The sequence below is a fragment of the Paenibacillus shirakamiensis genome (assembly GCF_017874255.1).
In the GTDB taxonomy this organism is placed as follows: Bacteria; Bacillota; Bacilli; order Paenibacillales; family Paenibacillaceae; genus Fontibacillus; species Fontibacillus shirakamiensis.
The window spans coordinates 106,575-121,721 of sequence record NZ_JAGGLD010000007.1; the positions used below are offsets into that span (position 1 = coordinate 106,575).

Sequence of the window (15,147 nt, forward strand, 5' to 3'; positions counted from 1 at the left end):
CTTTACCACTATTTGTGATACGATTCTCCGCTCAATTGTGATTTGAGGTTTGTTCATAGGGGAAGATATCTTCACAATTAATGAGCGAATCCGTTAAATTTTAAATTGACAAACAAATCAATTTCAATTAGTATTAGCTCAACAGATCTCGCCGAGCCTCTGCTTTGAAAAAAGCATGCGTAATAAGGGCGAGCCATTTTTTTATATGGGAGTAATTCATGAGTGATGCTCAGCAACCCCAAGTTAAGCCGCCGCTTCCTTATGACCAGCAATTAAATCGTTTCAAGGAGCGAGGATTAATTGTAAGTGATGATAGTGAAGCTTTAGAAATACTAAAACGAGTAAGCTATTATCGTCTAACTGCATATGCATTGACATTCAAAAAGAATGATATTTTTACACCTGGAACTACATTTGAAACCATATACCGCCATTACGAATTTGACAGTAAATTAAGAAATATCTTAATGGAAATAATAGAGCATGTCGAGATCGCATTTAGAACCCATATCGCACATGAAATCGCTAATAATTTTGGACCATTAGGTTATCAAAATTCTTCTCATTTTAGAAATCTGATTAATCATGAAACGTTTATTAATGAGCTGACGAAATCAATTGATAAATCAAAAGATCCATTTATAGAATGGCATCGAACACGTTACCAAGGGCAATTTCCTTCATGGGTTGCTTTTGAAGTATTAACTTTTTCGTCTATTTCCATGCTTTATAAAAACTTATTGCTCGACAATCAAAAAAGCATCGCTAAGACGTTTTATAGAGGTTTGGATTACACTGAAATATCTAACTGGCTGCATCTTTTGAGTGTTGTTAGAAATCGCTGCGCACACTACAGCAGGCTGTTTAATCAATCGCTAAGTTTGGATATCAAATTTCGTTCAATCGATAGGAATTTGGATATAACTAATAGAACACTTTTTGCCGTTATATTTAACTTGAAGTACCTCATTAAGGATAGCATCTGGATCACTTGGGTCACTAAGCTAGAAGCATTAATAACAGAGTACAGAGAAGTAGATATTCGATTATTGGGATTTAATGAGGAATGGCACCGATTGTTAGAAAAAAAGTGAGAATGGACATTCATTCGAACAGCTCTCAATTTGAAAATGTGACCCGAATTAACACTTTAAAATGTTAATTCGGGTCACATTTTTTATACCTATATTTCATTTAATTTTACTACTAGCTCTATCTTCCGCTTTACCACTATTTGTGATACGGTTCCCCCCGATTAATCTTCACCGCACGGTACACCTGCTCGACCAGCACCAAGCGCATCAGCTGATGCGGCAGGGTCATGCGTCCGAAGCTGAGCTTCGTCTGGGCGCGGCGTAGTACCTCGTCCGACAGTCCGTTGGAGCCGCCGATGACAAAGGCAATGCTGCTTGTACCGTAGGTACCCAGCTTGTCGAAGTGGGAAGCGAGTTCTTCGCTAGACCACAATTGACCGCCAATCGCAAGGGCAATGACGTAAGTCTCGGGCTTTATATGGGCCAAGATGCCTGTCCCTTCTCGCTCCTGGACTTGGCGAATTTCTGCGTCGCTCATGTTCTCGGGAGCTTTCTCATCGGGAATTTCATGGATGGATAATTTCACATAGGGCGCAAGCCGTTTACTGTACTCCGCAATGCCCTGTACTAAGTATTTTTCTTTTAACTTTCCTACACATATCATTTGTATATTCACTGCACGGCCGCCCCTTTAGTTATCTTCGTTGAGGTTCATTTTAACATGTGCATCTATGCTTATAAAGGTAGCGACCTTCCGGTTAATCTCATTTCTTACATACCTAGTCTACTATAGCTGGAATGATATAATCCTTGATTAGAATCCACCGATCACGGGGACTAGGAATGAATTCTGATGCAATAGCCACGACTACATCTAGCTCAGGAATACAGCAAATAACATGACCTCCATCGCCTACCGCTAAGAAAGTAACCCTTTCGTCTTCTTCCTGCCCTAACCACCAGAAATAGCCGTATTTATTAGCATTCATAGCTGTTGATGCTCGAATCCAACTACTTTCTTTTATAATTTAACTGAATCATTTACTAACTTGTGAAATGAATACTAAAATCTCTGCGCGATAGTTTTATATAGCATCCAATTATACAGGTAATCAATTAGTTACCTTCACTCCCGTATTTAGTCTAAGGATACAAAAAAACGGACACTAAAAAAGACCATGAACCCCAGCCTCTACGCCGGTTCATGGTCTCCATTTATTTTATACGATTTGATTCCCGTCATACGTAGCAATCGCTTTGTATAGCTCCGGTCTACGATCTCGGAACACACCCCACTCGATTCGATCTCGCTCCAGACGATCGAGGTCGAATTCTGCCACGAGTACCGTCTCTTCATCGCGTCCAGCTTCTTGAATGCGGTTGCCTTGCGGCCCTGCGATAAATGAAGAACCGTAGAAATCAATACTGGACTCTTCATCTTCTTCGCGTCCAATTCGGTTCGATGCAATGACAGGCATCAGATTCGCTGCGGCATGGCCAAGCATACACATTTGCCAATGATCCTTCGAGTCAATGTCCCCATCCTGCGGCTCAGAGCCGATTGCGGTTGGATAGAATAGCAGTTCTGCACCCATCAGAGCCATGCAGCGTGCCGCTTCCGGGTACCACTGATCCCAGCAAATACCTACGCCAATTTTGGCATATCGTGTATTCCATACTTTGAAGCCCGTATCCCCTGGGTTAAAATAAAATTTCTCTTCATACCCTGGTCCATCTGGGATATGGCTCTTGCGATACAATCCCATCACTTCACCATCGGCATCAATCACCGCAAGCGAGTTGTACCGAGCGTAATTCTTTTTCTCGTAGAAACTAATCGGCAATACGAGTTCTAACTCTTTCGCAATAGCTTTAAAATGATTCACAGCCTTGTTTTTCTCAAGCTCCGTCGCATAGACGTAATAGTCCGCCTTCTCTTTCTGGCAAAAATACGGGGTCTCAAATAACTCCTGAATCAAAATGATTTGAGCGCCTTTTGCTGCGGCTTCACGAACCAATTTCTCCGCCTTAGCAATATTCTCATCCATATTGGTAGAGCAGCTCATTTGTGTAGCGGCTACGGTTACCTTTCTCATCGTACAATCACCTCGCTGTAAGATTTCAAAACAGTTATTTCAATAAAACTATGTCCATAGCTCAAAAGAACCGCCATTTATCTGCTATATTAATCTAATTTTTTATCTTCATTTTAATTATAATTATGATTTTTCATGATGATTTTTTGATCTTCACAATTTATTTATTCTCTTTTAATCTATACTTTTCTATCTTGTATCATCTTTGCTCGAAGATTTATGGTCTTCCTCTGATCATTACTCGATTTTTATCCTTACTCTAAAATCTTCACTCGCTCTTTACTCTTTACTCTTTACTCTTTATTCTTTATTCTTTATTCTTTATTCTCCATCATCATGGCACCATACGATCCATAAGTAACACACGAGAGTTCGCGTATTTTTTAACTTAACCCCGCGTACTTGCAGGCATCTGCTGCGTGGTGCAGTGGACATTGCCGCCCTCTTTAATAATCGACATGCCGTCAATCGTGCGGATGCGGCGATCAGGGAAGGTGCGCTGAAGCACGTCTTGAGCAAGACGGTCGGTCTCGGCTGCTGTTCCCCCAAAAATCGGCAAGATAATGCCGCCATTCACGAAATAGAAGTTCAAATAACTGAGCGTCAGACGCTGATCCTCAAAGAACGTCTTGGGCGGTTGCTGAATTTCTGTGATTTGAAAAGTACGACCTTTCGCATCTCTAGCATTCCGCAATATTTCCAAGTTTTCTTGTGTAATGGCATAGTTCTCATCTTCGGGATCATGACATACTTGAAGAACGATATGGCCCGGTGCTGCGAAGCAGGCCGCATTATCCACATGCCCATCGGTCTCATCGCCATCGAGACCTCGGTTCAGCCAGACTACGGATTGGACGTTCAGGGTTTCTTTGACCTGTTCTTCAATTTTTCCCCGGCTAAGCTCTGGATTTCGGTTCACATTCAGCAGACACTCTTCCGTAGTAAGCAGTGTCCCTTCTCCATCTACATGAATGGAGCCTCCTTCGAGTACGATAGGTACGTCCAACTGCTTCACCCCATAATGGGCTAGGAGCTGCGAGGCTACTGCATTGTCTAGATCCCAAGGCGAATATTTCCCGCCCCACGCGTTGAACTCCCAATTCACACCGGCAATCTCCTGCTGGTCATTTAAGACAAAGGTTGGACCATTATCCCGGAACCAAGCGTCATTGTGCTCAATGGCTAGTAGATCGATATTATTTTCCGTAAAACGGGCACGAATAGCTTCAGCTTCCGCAGGGTTCACAATGACCGTCACGGGTTCGAATTCCGCAATGGCCTTAATCAGATCCTCATATCCTTGGGTCACTTTCGTATGATCTTCAGGATAGACCATCGAATCCTGCACTGGCCAAGAGATAAATGTACGTTCATGTAGAGCCCACTCGGGCGGCATCGTATAACTTATATGTTCACTCATAGCATTCACTCACTTCATCATAGATTTCATCACGTATAATCTAGCTCGTCTTACCGTCTACCATCATACCTTAAAAGCACTTAACCCTCAATGATACATCCCCGTCTGGACATAGGGATTGGAAACATGGCTGGACATCTTTTTGGACATAACAAAAGGGCCCTCGTATAGAGCCCTTAATCGAAATCTATGCTGAAGCGTTGCATTATACCACGAGAAACACAGCAGCCTCTTCGCACTGCGAGCATTTGACAGGCGGGTCCCAGTCCGAGAATTCCGTCTCCTTCAAATCCACGATATCGGGAGCATCCTCAAATTCGTCCACGAACATATCAATCGCTAATTCTACATGATCCTTGCATACAACGTACATAAGTCAAAGCGCATCCTTTCTGTGCTTGCATCTTGCTAGTATGGTCATTCCGTTAAGTTTCTAGTTCTCTCTTTCAGTTCTACCATAATTGACAGCAAAAGAAAACCTCCCTGTTCACTTCTGCCCTTCCATTTCAAGCTCTCGCGGTGATTCGAATATAGGATTCTTAGGTAAAGGCTGTACCGCTTGTTCAAGCAACTGGTCAAGTTCATAGCGATAAGCACTGGCCTGCGCAGGTGTCCATTTTAAAGTCCGGGCCATATACTCCGTGACAGGGTTCTTCCATTTATGTACCCAATCCCTGTCAAAATAAAGCGCACCCGTACGCCGAATGAAGAAATCTGAAGGCTTCCACGCCATTTCCTCATCGATGGCATACATCAATGGAACTAGTACCTCCAGCGGAAGTAGCGCATGAGCCGCTACTGGCACTGCACGCCCCGCATGTCGCCCCGCACCTAGTCGTTCAGCCAAGCGGAAAAGCATCGACACATTGGAGCCGTATCGCTCAGCCCAGCAGTGGGCTAATTCCGTCGATAATCCCCTGCGCTCCCCTTCTTGGGTTGCTTGCTTTAAGAACTGTGCGAACCCCGCACCACCACCCACTTGTCCTCCCGAAATAGGTAACTGCTTTGTAAGACAAATCGGATAAGTTGGACTGCCTTCCGCTTCCAGCTGCTTAGCTACCCGATTCACAACAGACTCTGCCATCTTGCGATATCCTGTTAGCTTGCCGCCCGCAATGGTAATAAGTCCCGAGGGAGACTGCCACACCTCATCACGGCGAGAGATTTCAGAGGGTCCGCGTCCTTCTTCTGAGATGAGCGGTCTGAGTCCCGTCCAACTAGATTCGACATGATTACTCGTTAGCTGAAGCTGCGGGAACATAGCATTTACTGCATTCAAAATATAGGCTTGATCTTCCTCGAACATCCGGGGATGCGCCACATCCGCAGTATAGACGGTGTCAGTCGTTCCGACATAAGTCTTGCCCTGCCTAGGAATAGCAAACAACATTCTTCCATCAGTATGGTCGAAGTAGATGGCCTGCCTAAGTGGGAAGAAATTCTGATCCATGACCAGATGAACACCTTTGGTCAATTGCAATTGCTTTCCCTTTTTGGAGCCATCCAGTTCGCGTAGTTGATCTACCCAAGGACCTGCGGCATTCACAATGCGCCGAGCCCGAATCTCATATTGCTTGCCACTCACAGCATCTTGAACGCGAACTCCAGTAATTTTACCTTGATCATAAAGGAACCCTTGCACTTCGGCATAATTCACGGCCTTCGTTCCTTGTCGCACCGCCTCTTTAAGCACTTCTAACGTAAGACGAGCATCATCTGTTCGATATTCTACATATAATCCACTACCCTTTAGACCCGCTTCCTTCAATAAAGGTTCCCGCTCTAATGTATCTTGAATCGACAGCATTTTGCGGCGTTCCTCCCGCTTCACACCAGCCAAATAGTCATAAAGCCTGAGCCCCATTCTAGTAGTGAAGCGTCCAAATGTACCTCCGCGATAGATAGGCAGCAGCATCCACTCCGGGGTGGTCACGTGAGGACCGTTCTCGTATACAATCGCCCGCTCTTTTCCTACTTCAGCTACTAAGCCCACCTGAAACTGCTTCAAATACCGAAGACCGCCATGCACTAGCTTCGTCGAGCGACTCGACGTGCCCGCAGCGAAATCCTGCATCTCGAGTAGCCCCGTCTTCATGCCCCTCGAAGCTGCATCAAAGGCAATACCAGATCCCGTAATTCCCCCACCAATGACTAATACATCCAATGTGCTGCGTGCCATACTCTCCAATATTGCTCTGCGATGTAGACTTGAGAATGCCCCAGCCATGCTCTCTTTCCCTCCTACCTCTAATCACGAACTTCAATATCTACGACAAAAAACCACATATCCAGACGCAAAGCGTTCATGTTCGGAGTGATGTGGTATCTTCGTTGTGGTTATGTAAAGCTCATTGCAGCTTGAACAGCCTTCGTCCATCCGCTATACAGCTCATCTCTTCTCGCCTCAGTCATGGTAGGTTCAACACGCCGATCCATAGCCCATTTATCGCAAATATCTGCGCGATCTTTCCAGAAACCAACAGCCAATCCCGCAAGATATGCCGCTCCTAGCGAAGTCGTCTCATGAATAACAGGGCGTTCGACAGGCACCCCTAGCATATCGCACTGAAACTCCATTAAAAAGTTATTCGTAATTGCACCCCCATCGACCCTTAACGTAGATACGGAAATACCCGAGTCTTGTTCCATCACATGTAAGATATCTTTGGTCTGATAGGCAAGCGCCTCAAGTGTCGCACGAATAAAATGCTCCTTGGTTGTTCCTCGGGTTATACCGAACATCGCACCGCGGACTTCACTATTCCAGTAAGGACTTCCTAGCCCTACAAATGCGGGAACCAAATAGACACCTTCTGTCGAATCCACGCGTGTAGCATAGGCCTCACTATCCTTTGCATGACGAAACATGCGGAGTCCATCTCTCAGCCATTGAATGGCTGAGCCACCCACAAATATACTTCCTTCTAGTGCGTACTCTACTTGACCATCCAATCCCCAAGCAATGGTTGTGATAAGTCCATGTTCCGACATCACAGGATTCGTGCCTGTGTTCATTAGCATGAAACATCCCGTTCCATAGGTAGACTTCACCATGCCTTTTTCAAAACATGCCTGACCAAATAATGCTGCTTGTTGATCTCCTGCCGCACCGGCAATCGGAACTTCGCGTCCAAAAAAATGATAGTCTGCTGTATGACCATAGACTTCAGAAGAAGGTCTGACTTCAGCAAGCATTGACTTTGGAATGTCCAGAATAGATAGCAACTCTTCATCCCAACATAACTCATGAATGTTATACATCAGTGTCCTCGAAGCATTAGAGTAGTCGGTTACATGCACCGCACCTCCGGATAACTTCCAGATGAGCCAAGTATCCATCGTTCCGAATAACAGTTCCCCTCGATTCGCTTTGTCCCGTGCGCCCTCGACATGATCTAGGATCCATTTGACCTTGGTTGCTGAGAAATAGGCATCAATAAGAAGACCTGTTTTTTGCTTGAAAAGCTCGTTCCAGCCCGCTGCTTTAAGCTCCTCACAGATCTCCATCGTCTGCCTGGATTGCCATACAATCGCATTGTAGATAGGGGTTCCTGTCTCGCGATCCCAGACTACGGTCGTCTCTCGCTGATTGGTAATACCAATCGCTTCGATTTGCGAAGGCTTAACGCCGGATTCCGACAGACAAGAAGCGATAACTGCGAGTACTGAACTCCAAATTTCAGCGGCTTTCTGCTCTACCCAACCGGGTTTGGGGAAATATTGAGAGAGCTCATGCTGCGCAGTATAGACAATACTTCCTTGCTTGTCGAATAGTACCGCACGAGAACTGGTTGTTCCCTGATCCAACGACAATATATAAGTATCCACAGGCAGGCACCCCTCTTATTTGTGAGTATCTGGGTTCTCTTCATCTGTAGTCGCAGGCTTCACCGTCAGAGTCGCCATAAGCGTCATCTGCTTGCCCCCACGCCAGAACGTAATTTCTATATCGTCGCCAACTTTTTTCTGTTCATATAAATATTTACGAAGTTCAATGGTAGACACAATCGCTTTGCCATCTAGTTCTGTGATTACATCATTTAGCTTCATACCAGCCTTAGCAGCAGGGCCATGACTTTCAAGTACAAGTACGCCTTCCTTCACATCGGCAGGTAAATTCATTTCTTTCTTCTGTTCTGCTGTAAGTGGGGAGTAGGTGTTGTTCACATCCAGAGAATACACGCCCAGGTAAGGTCGAACAACTTGCCCATTCTTCAATAGATTCTGCACGGTATCCATCACATCGTCCGCAGGGATAGCAAATCCAATTCCCTCTACACCCGTGTCTGAGATTTTCATCGTATTAATACCAATAACTTCACCATCAAGGTTCACAAGTGCTCCGCCGCTGTTCCCTTCGTTGATAGCCGCATCCGTCTGAATAACTTCTTGCTCCCAGTCGTATACCCCATCTTGATTCAAGGATACAGGAATTACACGGTTCGGATAGCTAACAATCCCCGAAGTCAGTGAATCGCCGAGTCCTAACGGATTGCCAATCGCAATCACCGTCTCTCCAAGACGCAGTTTCTTAGAATCTCCCATGTCTGCGACAGTATTGATGCCATCTGCATCTACTTCAAGCACTGCGAGATCGCTCACTGTATCTTTCCCTAGCACTTTTGCAGTTTTGGAATCTCCATCTACAGTCACGACCTCTAGATTCTCTGATTCGGCGATAACATGAGCGTTGGTAATGATGTAGGCTTTTGCCCCTTCTTTCTTGAAAATCACACCTGATCCAAGCGCTGCATCTTCTGGATTCGCTGAAGGTTTCGCATCCCGGTGGTTCACGATACTTACGACGGATGGACGAACTTTCGCTGCCGCTTGCACAATCCGTTCATAGGGGTCACGGTCCGTCTTATGAATAAGCCCACTACTTAGGGCTGTACTTGCACTTTTTGAAGGGGAATCCAAGACAACACTATATAAGGTCACAGCGACAACAGCGCTCAATACAGAACAAATTAAAGAAACTTGTAGGGTGGTAAGTCCTTTACGTTGCTTAGCCGCAGACCAACCCTCTTCAGAACTTGGTCTGCGGCTTAATCTCTTGGATACTTTCGTAGAATAAAAGTCGTCGTCAAATAATCCCATCCGTGTTTCTCTCCCTCCGCTAATGCGCTCCCGGTTCAATCTTTCTTGTTGTAAGGATCTACTCTTGCTGAATGTCACTTGCCTGAATGCTCTTTGGCCGCGCTCAGCCGATGAACTTTGGAGGGGCGACGAAGTGGTACACATGAATATGCGGTGCGATCTATATATTGAGGCCTTATTGGTATGTAAAGAGTTCCTCTTCATGTTATGCAGTCCATACATCTCACTAGACATAGATGAAGGGCTCTTCGCGATCTTTTTTTTCATTACCCTGAATTCCGATTACACTTGCATACTTCTGACGTATCTAAAAGGAGAATAGTTCCTGAATAAACCATTTATTTTCAAATGAAAAGGATGCTTTAGGAATGTTTTGCCTCTACTAAGACTACACTAGTACAAGCCATGTTAACTATATCCATTCTATCATACTTACCAAACGTAAAAGGAGAATTAACGAAAGGGTATTCATGGAAAATAACGCTAATTGAATTCCAATATTTGATGATTTTAACGCTTATGAACCATTACCCCAAAATCCCTTCACTTACCCGTCCAAGATGCACATTATAGTAAAAAAAACCGCCAAGGAGATGAAATGATGGACCGCTACTCATCTGCCATGAACGATGTGAACTTTATAGCAAAATTAGCTGATTTGAAGGATGAGCACTACCACAATGTATTAACCCTCAGCGTACTGATCGAGCTTTTAATTGAAAAACAAATCATTACACGTGAAGATATCCAGAAGAAGGCCGGGGAACTGGACCCTTTTATGGCTCCCCCACCTTATCCCAAGGTGTAGCACGATCATAATACGTCTCACATAGACGGAATTCACTATCCTTATAGAAGCATCCTCGATCTTCCATCGCACCTCGGACCGACATTTTAGCCAGCTCCAGCATATTGTGTTCCCGGCTTAAGTGTGCAAGATAGGTCCGCTTTACGCGTCCAGTAAGTAGTTCGCTTAGAACTTCTCCAGCCGCTTCATTAGATAAATGGCCCATATCACCTAGAATGCGGCGTTTGATATTCCATGGGTATCTTCCCATACGTAACATTTCTATATCATGATTCGCTTCAAGGACCATCACATCCGAATCAGAGATCATCATTTTCACTTTATCGCTCGCATACCCTAGATCTGTGACTACGCTAAGTTTTTCTTTGCCATCTTGAAAACAATACCCTACCGGTTCCGCAGCATCATGGGAAATAGCAAAGGACTCTACGTGTAAAGATCCAAAATCCCGAGCTTCCCCAGTGCCAAATACGATACGCTGCTCATCGGGAAGAGGCCCTACATTTTTGTACATTGCCGCCCATGTCTTCTCATTCGCATACACCGGAAGCTTAAACTTGCGTGCCACTGCACCAATACCCTTAATATGATCGGAATGTTCATGGGTCACAAGAATTCCGTTCAGCTGATCCCCCGTAACTTCGCGAGAAGCTAGCAGTTCCACAATCCGCCGCGCACTAAATCCCGCATCAATCAGAAGCGTCACTTGTCCATCCGTTACAACGGTTGCATTGCCCGTAGAACCACTAGACAACACACTGAATTGTATACCCATCTAAAAAACTCCTTCATTTTCCCGTTCCCGGGCTGATCACTTCTCCGCCGCCCAGCACATAGTAATACTGACCGCTCTCTACTGTAAACCGCCATGCTGGTGCTGCCACTTGGGCATCAGAGTTGAATACTTCTCCGTAATAGCCAAGCTCTACATCTACCACACTTGTATTGTTGGGTAGAAATTTCTCTATTAACAAGCCCAATGCTTTGGAAGCAGATAATACTTTTTGCACATCCTCTTCATCCATCTCACTGACCTCAATTTTGCTCATTTGATAGGAGGCTACCTTCTGATTGCTATAATTCAGCTCCAAATTCATATTAAAAAGCGGCCACTTCTCATCAATGAGTGGATGGAGAACGAAGACCCCATCTCGGCTGCCATGGGCATCATAACGATAGTTCTGAATCGTAGGAATCGACGGCTTGAGTGCTGCTATAAGTTCAGTTGGATTAAAAATCAGCTTACTATCTACAGGTTGACTTAGCTGAATTGGCAGTCGTCTATTATTTTGCTGCAATAATCGGTAATTAATTTTCGGAAGTGCCGGAGTGTCTTTGGGTATGGAGGTGCGAAGCTCGATGCTCTTCTCATCCATCTGCTTCTGGATGCTATTCGCTAGAGACGTAAGATCCAGGCTGGAATCATTCTGATCATCCAGATCATTCCACAGCTGATAACCAAGCACTAAGTTGAGCAGTAGAAATGCATAGATTAATACGTTCTTAGCCCTTCCCCAATGCATTCCTCCAGCCCCTTCCCCCATGTAATATTTCCTTTACTCTTCCTTTATTGCTTTTATGAGATATAACGCTTCCTCAGTAATTAAAGTACAATACGTTCTCCACTTCCCAGCAAAATAACCCATACAGGCTTCAGCCTTAAGCCCTTCTCTGAATAGATAGGCTGATAAGCTGGATAGAGGGCGCTCACTTCCTGCCCTTTCGCTTTGTCCGCAATCTGTCTATTTAGTACTTCGCCTCCGGGTAGAACGCGAATTCGTTTCTCTGATTTCTCATCCTTGGTGTAGATCAGTGACCGTTCATAACTAGTCGGTGCGCCTTGTCGCATATCCAGCCGCATCGTTCCATAACGGAAGCCGGGAAGGTCCAATATAGGTAACCAGTCATAATACTGCTGAAATAGTACTCGGCTCTGCTGATCTGACTCCTCAGTGACCTCCATACGATACGTTCCATTCCATCCCCCGTACTGATTCACAAAGTCCACCGCAGATAATGCATCCTTATTGAGGCTGATACTGCCCGCCCTTCGGGACGGATCGGTATAGCTAATCCAGTTCTGATGCTGTCTGAACTGCAGACTGCGTTTGATATCAGTATAGATCTCCGAACCATTACGCTCCTGTATATAACGTGTAATGCTAGGATCAAAAGACAAGCTTCGCTGCATTTGATCACTGGTATAGGTCCCTGTCTGTACAACGAGATCCAGAGCATCTATATTTTTTTCAGGTATATAATACATACCATTTACTAATCTATAAGGCGTCCAAGCCTTGCCGAAGTTAATCTGCTGATGAACATCTTGAACCGTAAGATCAGCATTGGTTGCCTCATAAATTACTCCTGCTTGGCTACTAAAGAAAAAGACGCGGACTTTATCCTCATTTTTCACGTTATATATTAAGATTCGATTGATACTCTCATCTTCAAATATAGAATCATTGCTGATCTGCATGACTTTTTGTAAGACGCCTACGGGCACTCCACGGCCAAAACGAAGTTCAATGCCTTCATTTTGCTCCCGAATGGTATTCCAGTTCAGATTAGTAGCCGTATAGCGCTGAAATCCATCGAACTGACGACCTTGCAGCCTAGACAGAATAAGCTTATAGAAATTCGTATTCGGATAAAAGAGCGTATGCTTGCTATCTCCCAGATGAACAATGATATCTTGAGGAAAAATGACCTCCTCTACCTTCGCCTGAGCACCCATGATTTCGGTCTGTACATAATCGCTTTCAGTACGAACCACTCTTTCATTGCCTGGCAAGCGGTAGATTAAAAAATAACTCTGAATCAGACTGCACACGACCAATGCGACAAGCATCAGGGATTTAACCCGCTCCTTCATTGTCCTGCACCCCTTTCAGGACCCGCAGGCAGCGTAAAAGTAACCTTAGTACCTTTGCCCAGTTCGGATTCTAATGAGATTGTTCCTCCATGTGCCTTTACAATTTCCCGGGCAATGGAGAGACCAAGCCCTGTGCCTCCCATATTACGTGAACGTGCCTTGTCTACACGATAAAAGCGCTCGAATATTCGCTCTAAATCCATTTTGGGGATCCCTACGCCCGTATCCTCTACCGATATGGAAAGATACCCTTCTGCGATAGTTGCTGCCTGAATACGGATAGTCCCTTCCGTCGTATATTTCATCGCATTCGAGATCAGATTGTCCAACACTTGGTCAATTTGATCCCGGTCGAACCATACGTGGCGCAGGCCATTTTCAATACGAATGGCAATTTGAATTTCTTTCTCCTGCATTTGGAATGAGAACCGATCCGCCACTTCCTCCAGCATCTCAATCAGATCGACCCGCTGGATACGAAGAGGAGATTCTTTGGAATCAAGCCGCGAGAGATGCAGCAAATCTGTAACGAGACGAATCATGCGCTCGGTCTCATTTTGAATAACACCCACAAAACGCGGCCCAAGTTCGGGATCTTGTAGTGCACCGTCCTCTAGCGCCTCGGTATAACTCTTAATCGTCGTTAACGGTGTACGAAGTTCATGGGAGACATTCGCTACAAATTCTCGCCGTGATGCTTCCAGCTTCTCTTGTTCCGTTACGTCTTGTAGCACAGCAATGGTCCCAATGATGCCGATCTCTCGCCGATGAATCGGAGTGAAGGTAACCCGAATCAGCGACTTGCTTCCCTCAGGGGTTGCAATTTCTAATATAGAAGCTGGTAAGCTTCCACGAGCAAACGCAAGATGACCCTCCTCGGACATGCCAAGTAAATGTAGCATTCCCGTTCCCAGCTTATCTTCTTCCGTATATAGCATCGCCGAGGCCCGCCGATTCATTAGAATAATCGTCCCTACTTCATCCGTAGCAATAACTCCGTCACTCATATTGGTAAGAATAGAGGCCAACTTCTCTTTTTCCTCTTCATTCTGAGCTAATGCATCCCTTAATCGACTCGTCATATAGTTAAAAGCTGTACTGAGCTGCCCAATCTCATCGCTACCCTGAACAGGCATCTGTTGATACAATTGACCTTCTGCTACGGCTGTAGCCCGCCTTGTAAGTTCCTTAATCGGAGAGGTAATCGTATGAGCCAGTATAACGCCCAGCACAGCCGTTAGACCCAGCGCAATCAGAATACCTGAGATGAAGATGCCATTAATCCGATCCATTGTGTTATACAGCTCTGTCATTGACGCAGCGATATAGATCGCTCCCACTACTTTCCCATCAATAATGACGGGCCTAGCTACAACCTTCTTACGAACATGATCATCATCAATAATGTTCTCTTCATTGTCTGATATCCCTTGCAAAGCCATACTGACCACAGTCTGTGTATTTTTTCGGTTCACATAATCTGCGCCTGAGGAGGAGGTGGTAAGCACCTTTCCCGTAGCATCTAACACTTGAATCTCTGTACTTGGCTGATTGAATAAATTCTTCACCAAGACTCCAAGATTATCACGTGAGGCCTCATCCCCGCCTGTACTTCCCAGGTTCTGAGCCGCTAATACAGAGAGCAGGACTGCTCGATCCTTTAATTCCTTCGTAAAATTGCTCGTCAAGGAATTCTTCATAGCACTGACGAAATAAACCCCGATCAACTGCATGGCGATCAGGATTAAAAGTACGTATATAATAATAAGTTTGGCTTGAATAGTGCTAAAAAAGGAGCGTAGCTTGAACATCAT

The 15,147-nt window shown here is 45.0% G+C and carries 13 protein-coding genes and 1 pseudogene; 2 read left to right on the forward strand and 12 right to left on the reverse strand.

Annotation, left to right across the window (positions count from 1 at the left end; translation table 11 throughout):
• The first annotated feature begins 218 nt into the window (after positions 1-218).
• On the forward strand, positions 219-1,094 hold the full coding sequence (locus J2Z69_RS16445) for an Abi family protein (protein WP_209865118.1): 876 nt from the start codon (positions 219-221) through the stop codon (positions 1,092-1,094).
• A gap of 136 nt (positions 1,095-1,230) precedes the next feature.
• On the opposite strand, the gene rlmH is transcribed toward J2Z69_RS16445, so the two are convergent.
• The 8 genes and pseudogenes from rlmH to J2Z69_RS16485 all read right to left on the reverse strand — a co-directional run bounded on the left by rlmH (position 1,231) and on the right by J2Z69_RS16485 (position 9,650).
• The gene (gene rlmH / locus J2Z69_RS16450) at positions 1,231-1,710 is read right to left on the reverse strand and encodes a 23S rRNA (pseudouridine(1915)-N(3))-methyltransferase RlmH (RefSeq protein WP_209865121.1); all 480 of its coding nucleotides are present in this window, start codon (positions 1,708-1,710) and stop codon (positions 1,231-1,233) included.
• Positions 1,711-1,813: 103 nt separating this feature from the next.
• Positions 1,814-2,047: pseudogene (locus J2Z69_RS16455) on the reverse strand (serine hydrolase domain-containing protein); the annotation flags it as partial.
• A 207-nt stretch (positions 2,048-2,254) separates the two neighbouring features.
• Positions 2,255-3,130 carry an N-carbamoylputrescine amidase gene (aguB, locus tag J2Z69_RS16460; protein ID WP_209865128.1) on the reverse strand — a complete coding sequence of 292 codons (876 nt, stop codon included), beginning with the start codon at positions 3,128-3,130 and terminating at the stop codon, positions 2,255-2,257.
• Positions 3,131-3,518: 388 nt separating this feature from the next.
• Complete coding sequence (locus J2Z69_RS16465; protein ID WP_342591607.1) at positions 3,519-4,526, reverse strand: agmatine deiminase family protein; 1,008 nt, start codon at positions 4,524-4,526, stop codon at positions 3,519-3,521.
• Positions 4,527-4,755: 229 nt separating this feature from the next.
• The gene (locus J2Z69_RS16470) at positions 4,756-4,923 is read right to left on the reverse strand and encodes a CxxH/CxxC protein (protein WP_209865134.1); all 168 of its coding nucleotides are present in this window, start codon (positions 4,921-4,923) and stop codon (positions 4,756-4,758) included.
• 114 nt (positions 4,924-5,037) lie between these two features.
• Positions 5,038-6,777, reverse strand: a complete 1,740-nt coding sequence (locus J2Z69_RS16475; RefSeq protein WP_209865137.1) for a glycerol-3-phosphate dehydrogenase/oxidase — start codon at positions 6,775-6,777, stop codon at positions 5,038-5,040.
• 110 nt (positions 6,778-6,887) lie between these two features.
• A complete protein-coding gene (glpK, locus tag J2Z69_RS16480) occupies positions 6,888-8,378 on the reverse strand; it encodes a glycerol kinase GlpK (RefSeq protein ID WP_209865139.1) in 1,491 nt (496 codons plus the stop codon).
• A 15-nt stretch (positions 8,379-8,393) separates the two neighbouring features.
• Positions 8,394-9,650 carry a S1C family serine protease gene (locus J2Z69_RS16485; RefSeq protein WP_209865142.1) on the reverse strand — a complete coding sequence of 419 codons (1,257 nt, stop codon included), beginning with the start codon at positions 9,648-9,650 and terminating at the stop codon, positions 8,394-8,396.
• 601 nt (positions 9,651-10,251) lie between these two features.
• On the opposite strand from J2Z69_RS16485, the gene J2Z69_RS16490 reads away from it, so the two are divergent.
• Positions 10,252-10,458 carry a hypothetical protein gene (locus J2Z69_RS16490; RefSeq protein ID WP_209865144.1) on the forward strand — a complete coding sequence of 69 codons (207 nt, stop codon included), beginning with the start codon at positions 10,252-10,254 and terminating at the stop codon, positions 10,456-10,458.
• Here the strand turns inward: J2Z69_RS16490 and J2Z69_RS16495 are convergent.
• The 4 genes from J2Z69_RS16495 to walK all read right to left on the reverse strand — a co-directional run bounded on the left by J2Z69_RS16495 (position 10,427) and on the right by walK (position 15,147).
• The gene (locus J2Z69_RS16495; protein WP_209865147.1) at positions 10,427-11,233 is read right to left on the reverse strand and encodes an MBL fold metallo-hydrolase; all 807 of its coding nucleotides are present in this window, start codon (positions 11,231-11,233) and stop codon (positions 10,427-10,429) included. The genes J2Z69_RS16490 and J2Z69_RS16495 overlap by 32 nt on opposite strands.
• Before the next feature lie 13 nt (positions 11,234-11,246).
• Positions 11,247-11,981: a two-component system regulatory protein YycI gene (gene yycI / locus J2Z69_RS16500; protein WP_209865150.1), complete on the reverse strand. Its 735-nt coding sequence runs from the start codon at positions 11,979-11,981 to the stop codon at positions 11,247-11,249.
• An 80-nt stretch (positions 11,982-12,061) separates the two neighbouring features.
• Positions 12,062-13,333, reverse strand: coding sequence for a YycH family regulatory protein (locus J2Z69_RS16505; protein ID WP_209865153.1), 1,272 nt, complete (start codon positions 13,331-13,333; stop codon positions 12,062-12,064).
• Positions 13,330-15,147, reverse strand: coding sequence for a cell wall metabolism sensor histidine kinase WalK (gene walK / locus J2Z69_RS16510; RefSeq protein ID WP_245339414.1), 1,818 nt, complete (start codon positions 15,145-15,147; stop codon positions 13,330-13,332). The genes J2Z69_RS16505 and walK overlap by 4 nt, the downstream gene beginning before the upstream one ends.

What these genes read in the sequence shown, in the direction of transcription:
- J2Z69_RS16475 (WP_209865137.1), bottom strand. Translation starts at nt 6,777, where the DNA reads ATGGCTGGGGCATTCTCAAGTCTACATCGCAGAGCAATATTGGAGAGT.
- J2Z69_RS16470 (WP_209865134.1), bottom strand. Translation starts at nt 4,923, where the DNA reads ATGTACGTTGTATGCAAGGATCATGTAGAATTAGCGATTGATATGTTC.
- J2Z69_RS16495 (WP_209865147.1), bottom strand. Translation starts at nt 11,233, where the DNA reads ATGGGTATACAATTCAGTGTGTTGTCTAGTGGTTCTACGGGCAATGCA.
- J2Z69_RS16505 (WP_209865153.1), bottom strand. Translation starts at nt 13,333, where the DNA reads ATGAAGGAGCGGGTTAAATCCCTGATGCTTGTCGCATTGGTCGTGTGC.
- aguB (WP_209865128.1), bottom strand. Translation starts at nt 3,130, where the DNA reads ATGAGAAAGGTAACCGTAGCCGCTACACAAATGAGCTGCTCTACCAAT.
- J2Z69_RS16465 (WP_342591607.1), bottom strand. Translation starts at nt 4,526, where the DNA reads ATGCCGCCCGAGTGGGCTCTACATGAACGTACATTTATCTCTTGGCCA.
- J2Z69_RS16445 (WP_209865118.1), top strand. Translation starts at nt 219, where the DNA reads ATGAGTGATGCTCAGCAACCCCAAGTTAAGCCGCCGCTTCCTTATGAC.
- yycI (WP_209865150.1), bottom strand. Translation starts at nt 11,981, where the DNA reads ATGCATTGGGGAAGGGCTAAGAACGTATTAATCTATGCATTTCTACTG.
- walK (WP_245339414.1), bottom strand. Translation starts at nt 15,147, where the DNA reads ATGATGTTCAAGCTACGCTCCTTTTTTAGCACTATTCAAGCCAAACTT.
- J2Z69_RS16485 (WP_209865142.1), bottom strand. Translation starts at nt 9,650, where the DNA reads ATGGGATTATTTGACGACGACTTTTATTCTACGAAAGTATCCAAGAGA.
- J2Z69_RS16490 (WP_209865144.1), top strand. Translation starts at nt 10,252, where the DNA reads ATGGACCGCTACTCATCTGCCATGAACGATGTGAACTTTATAGCAAAA.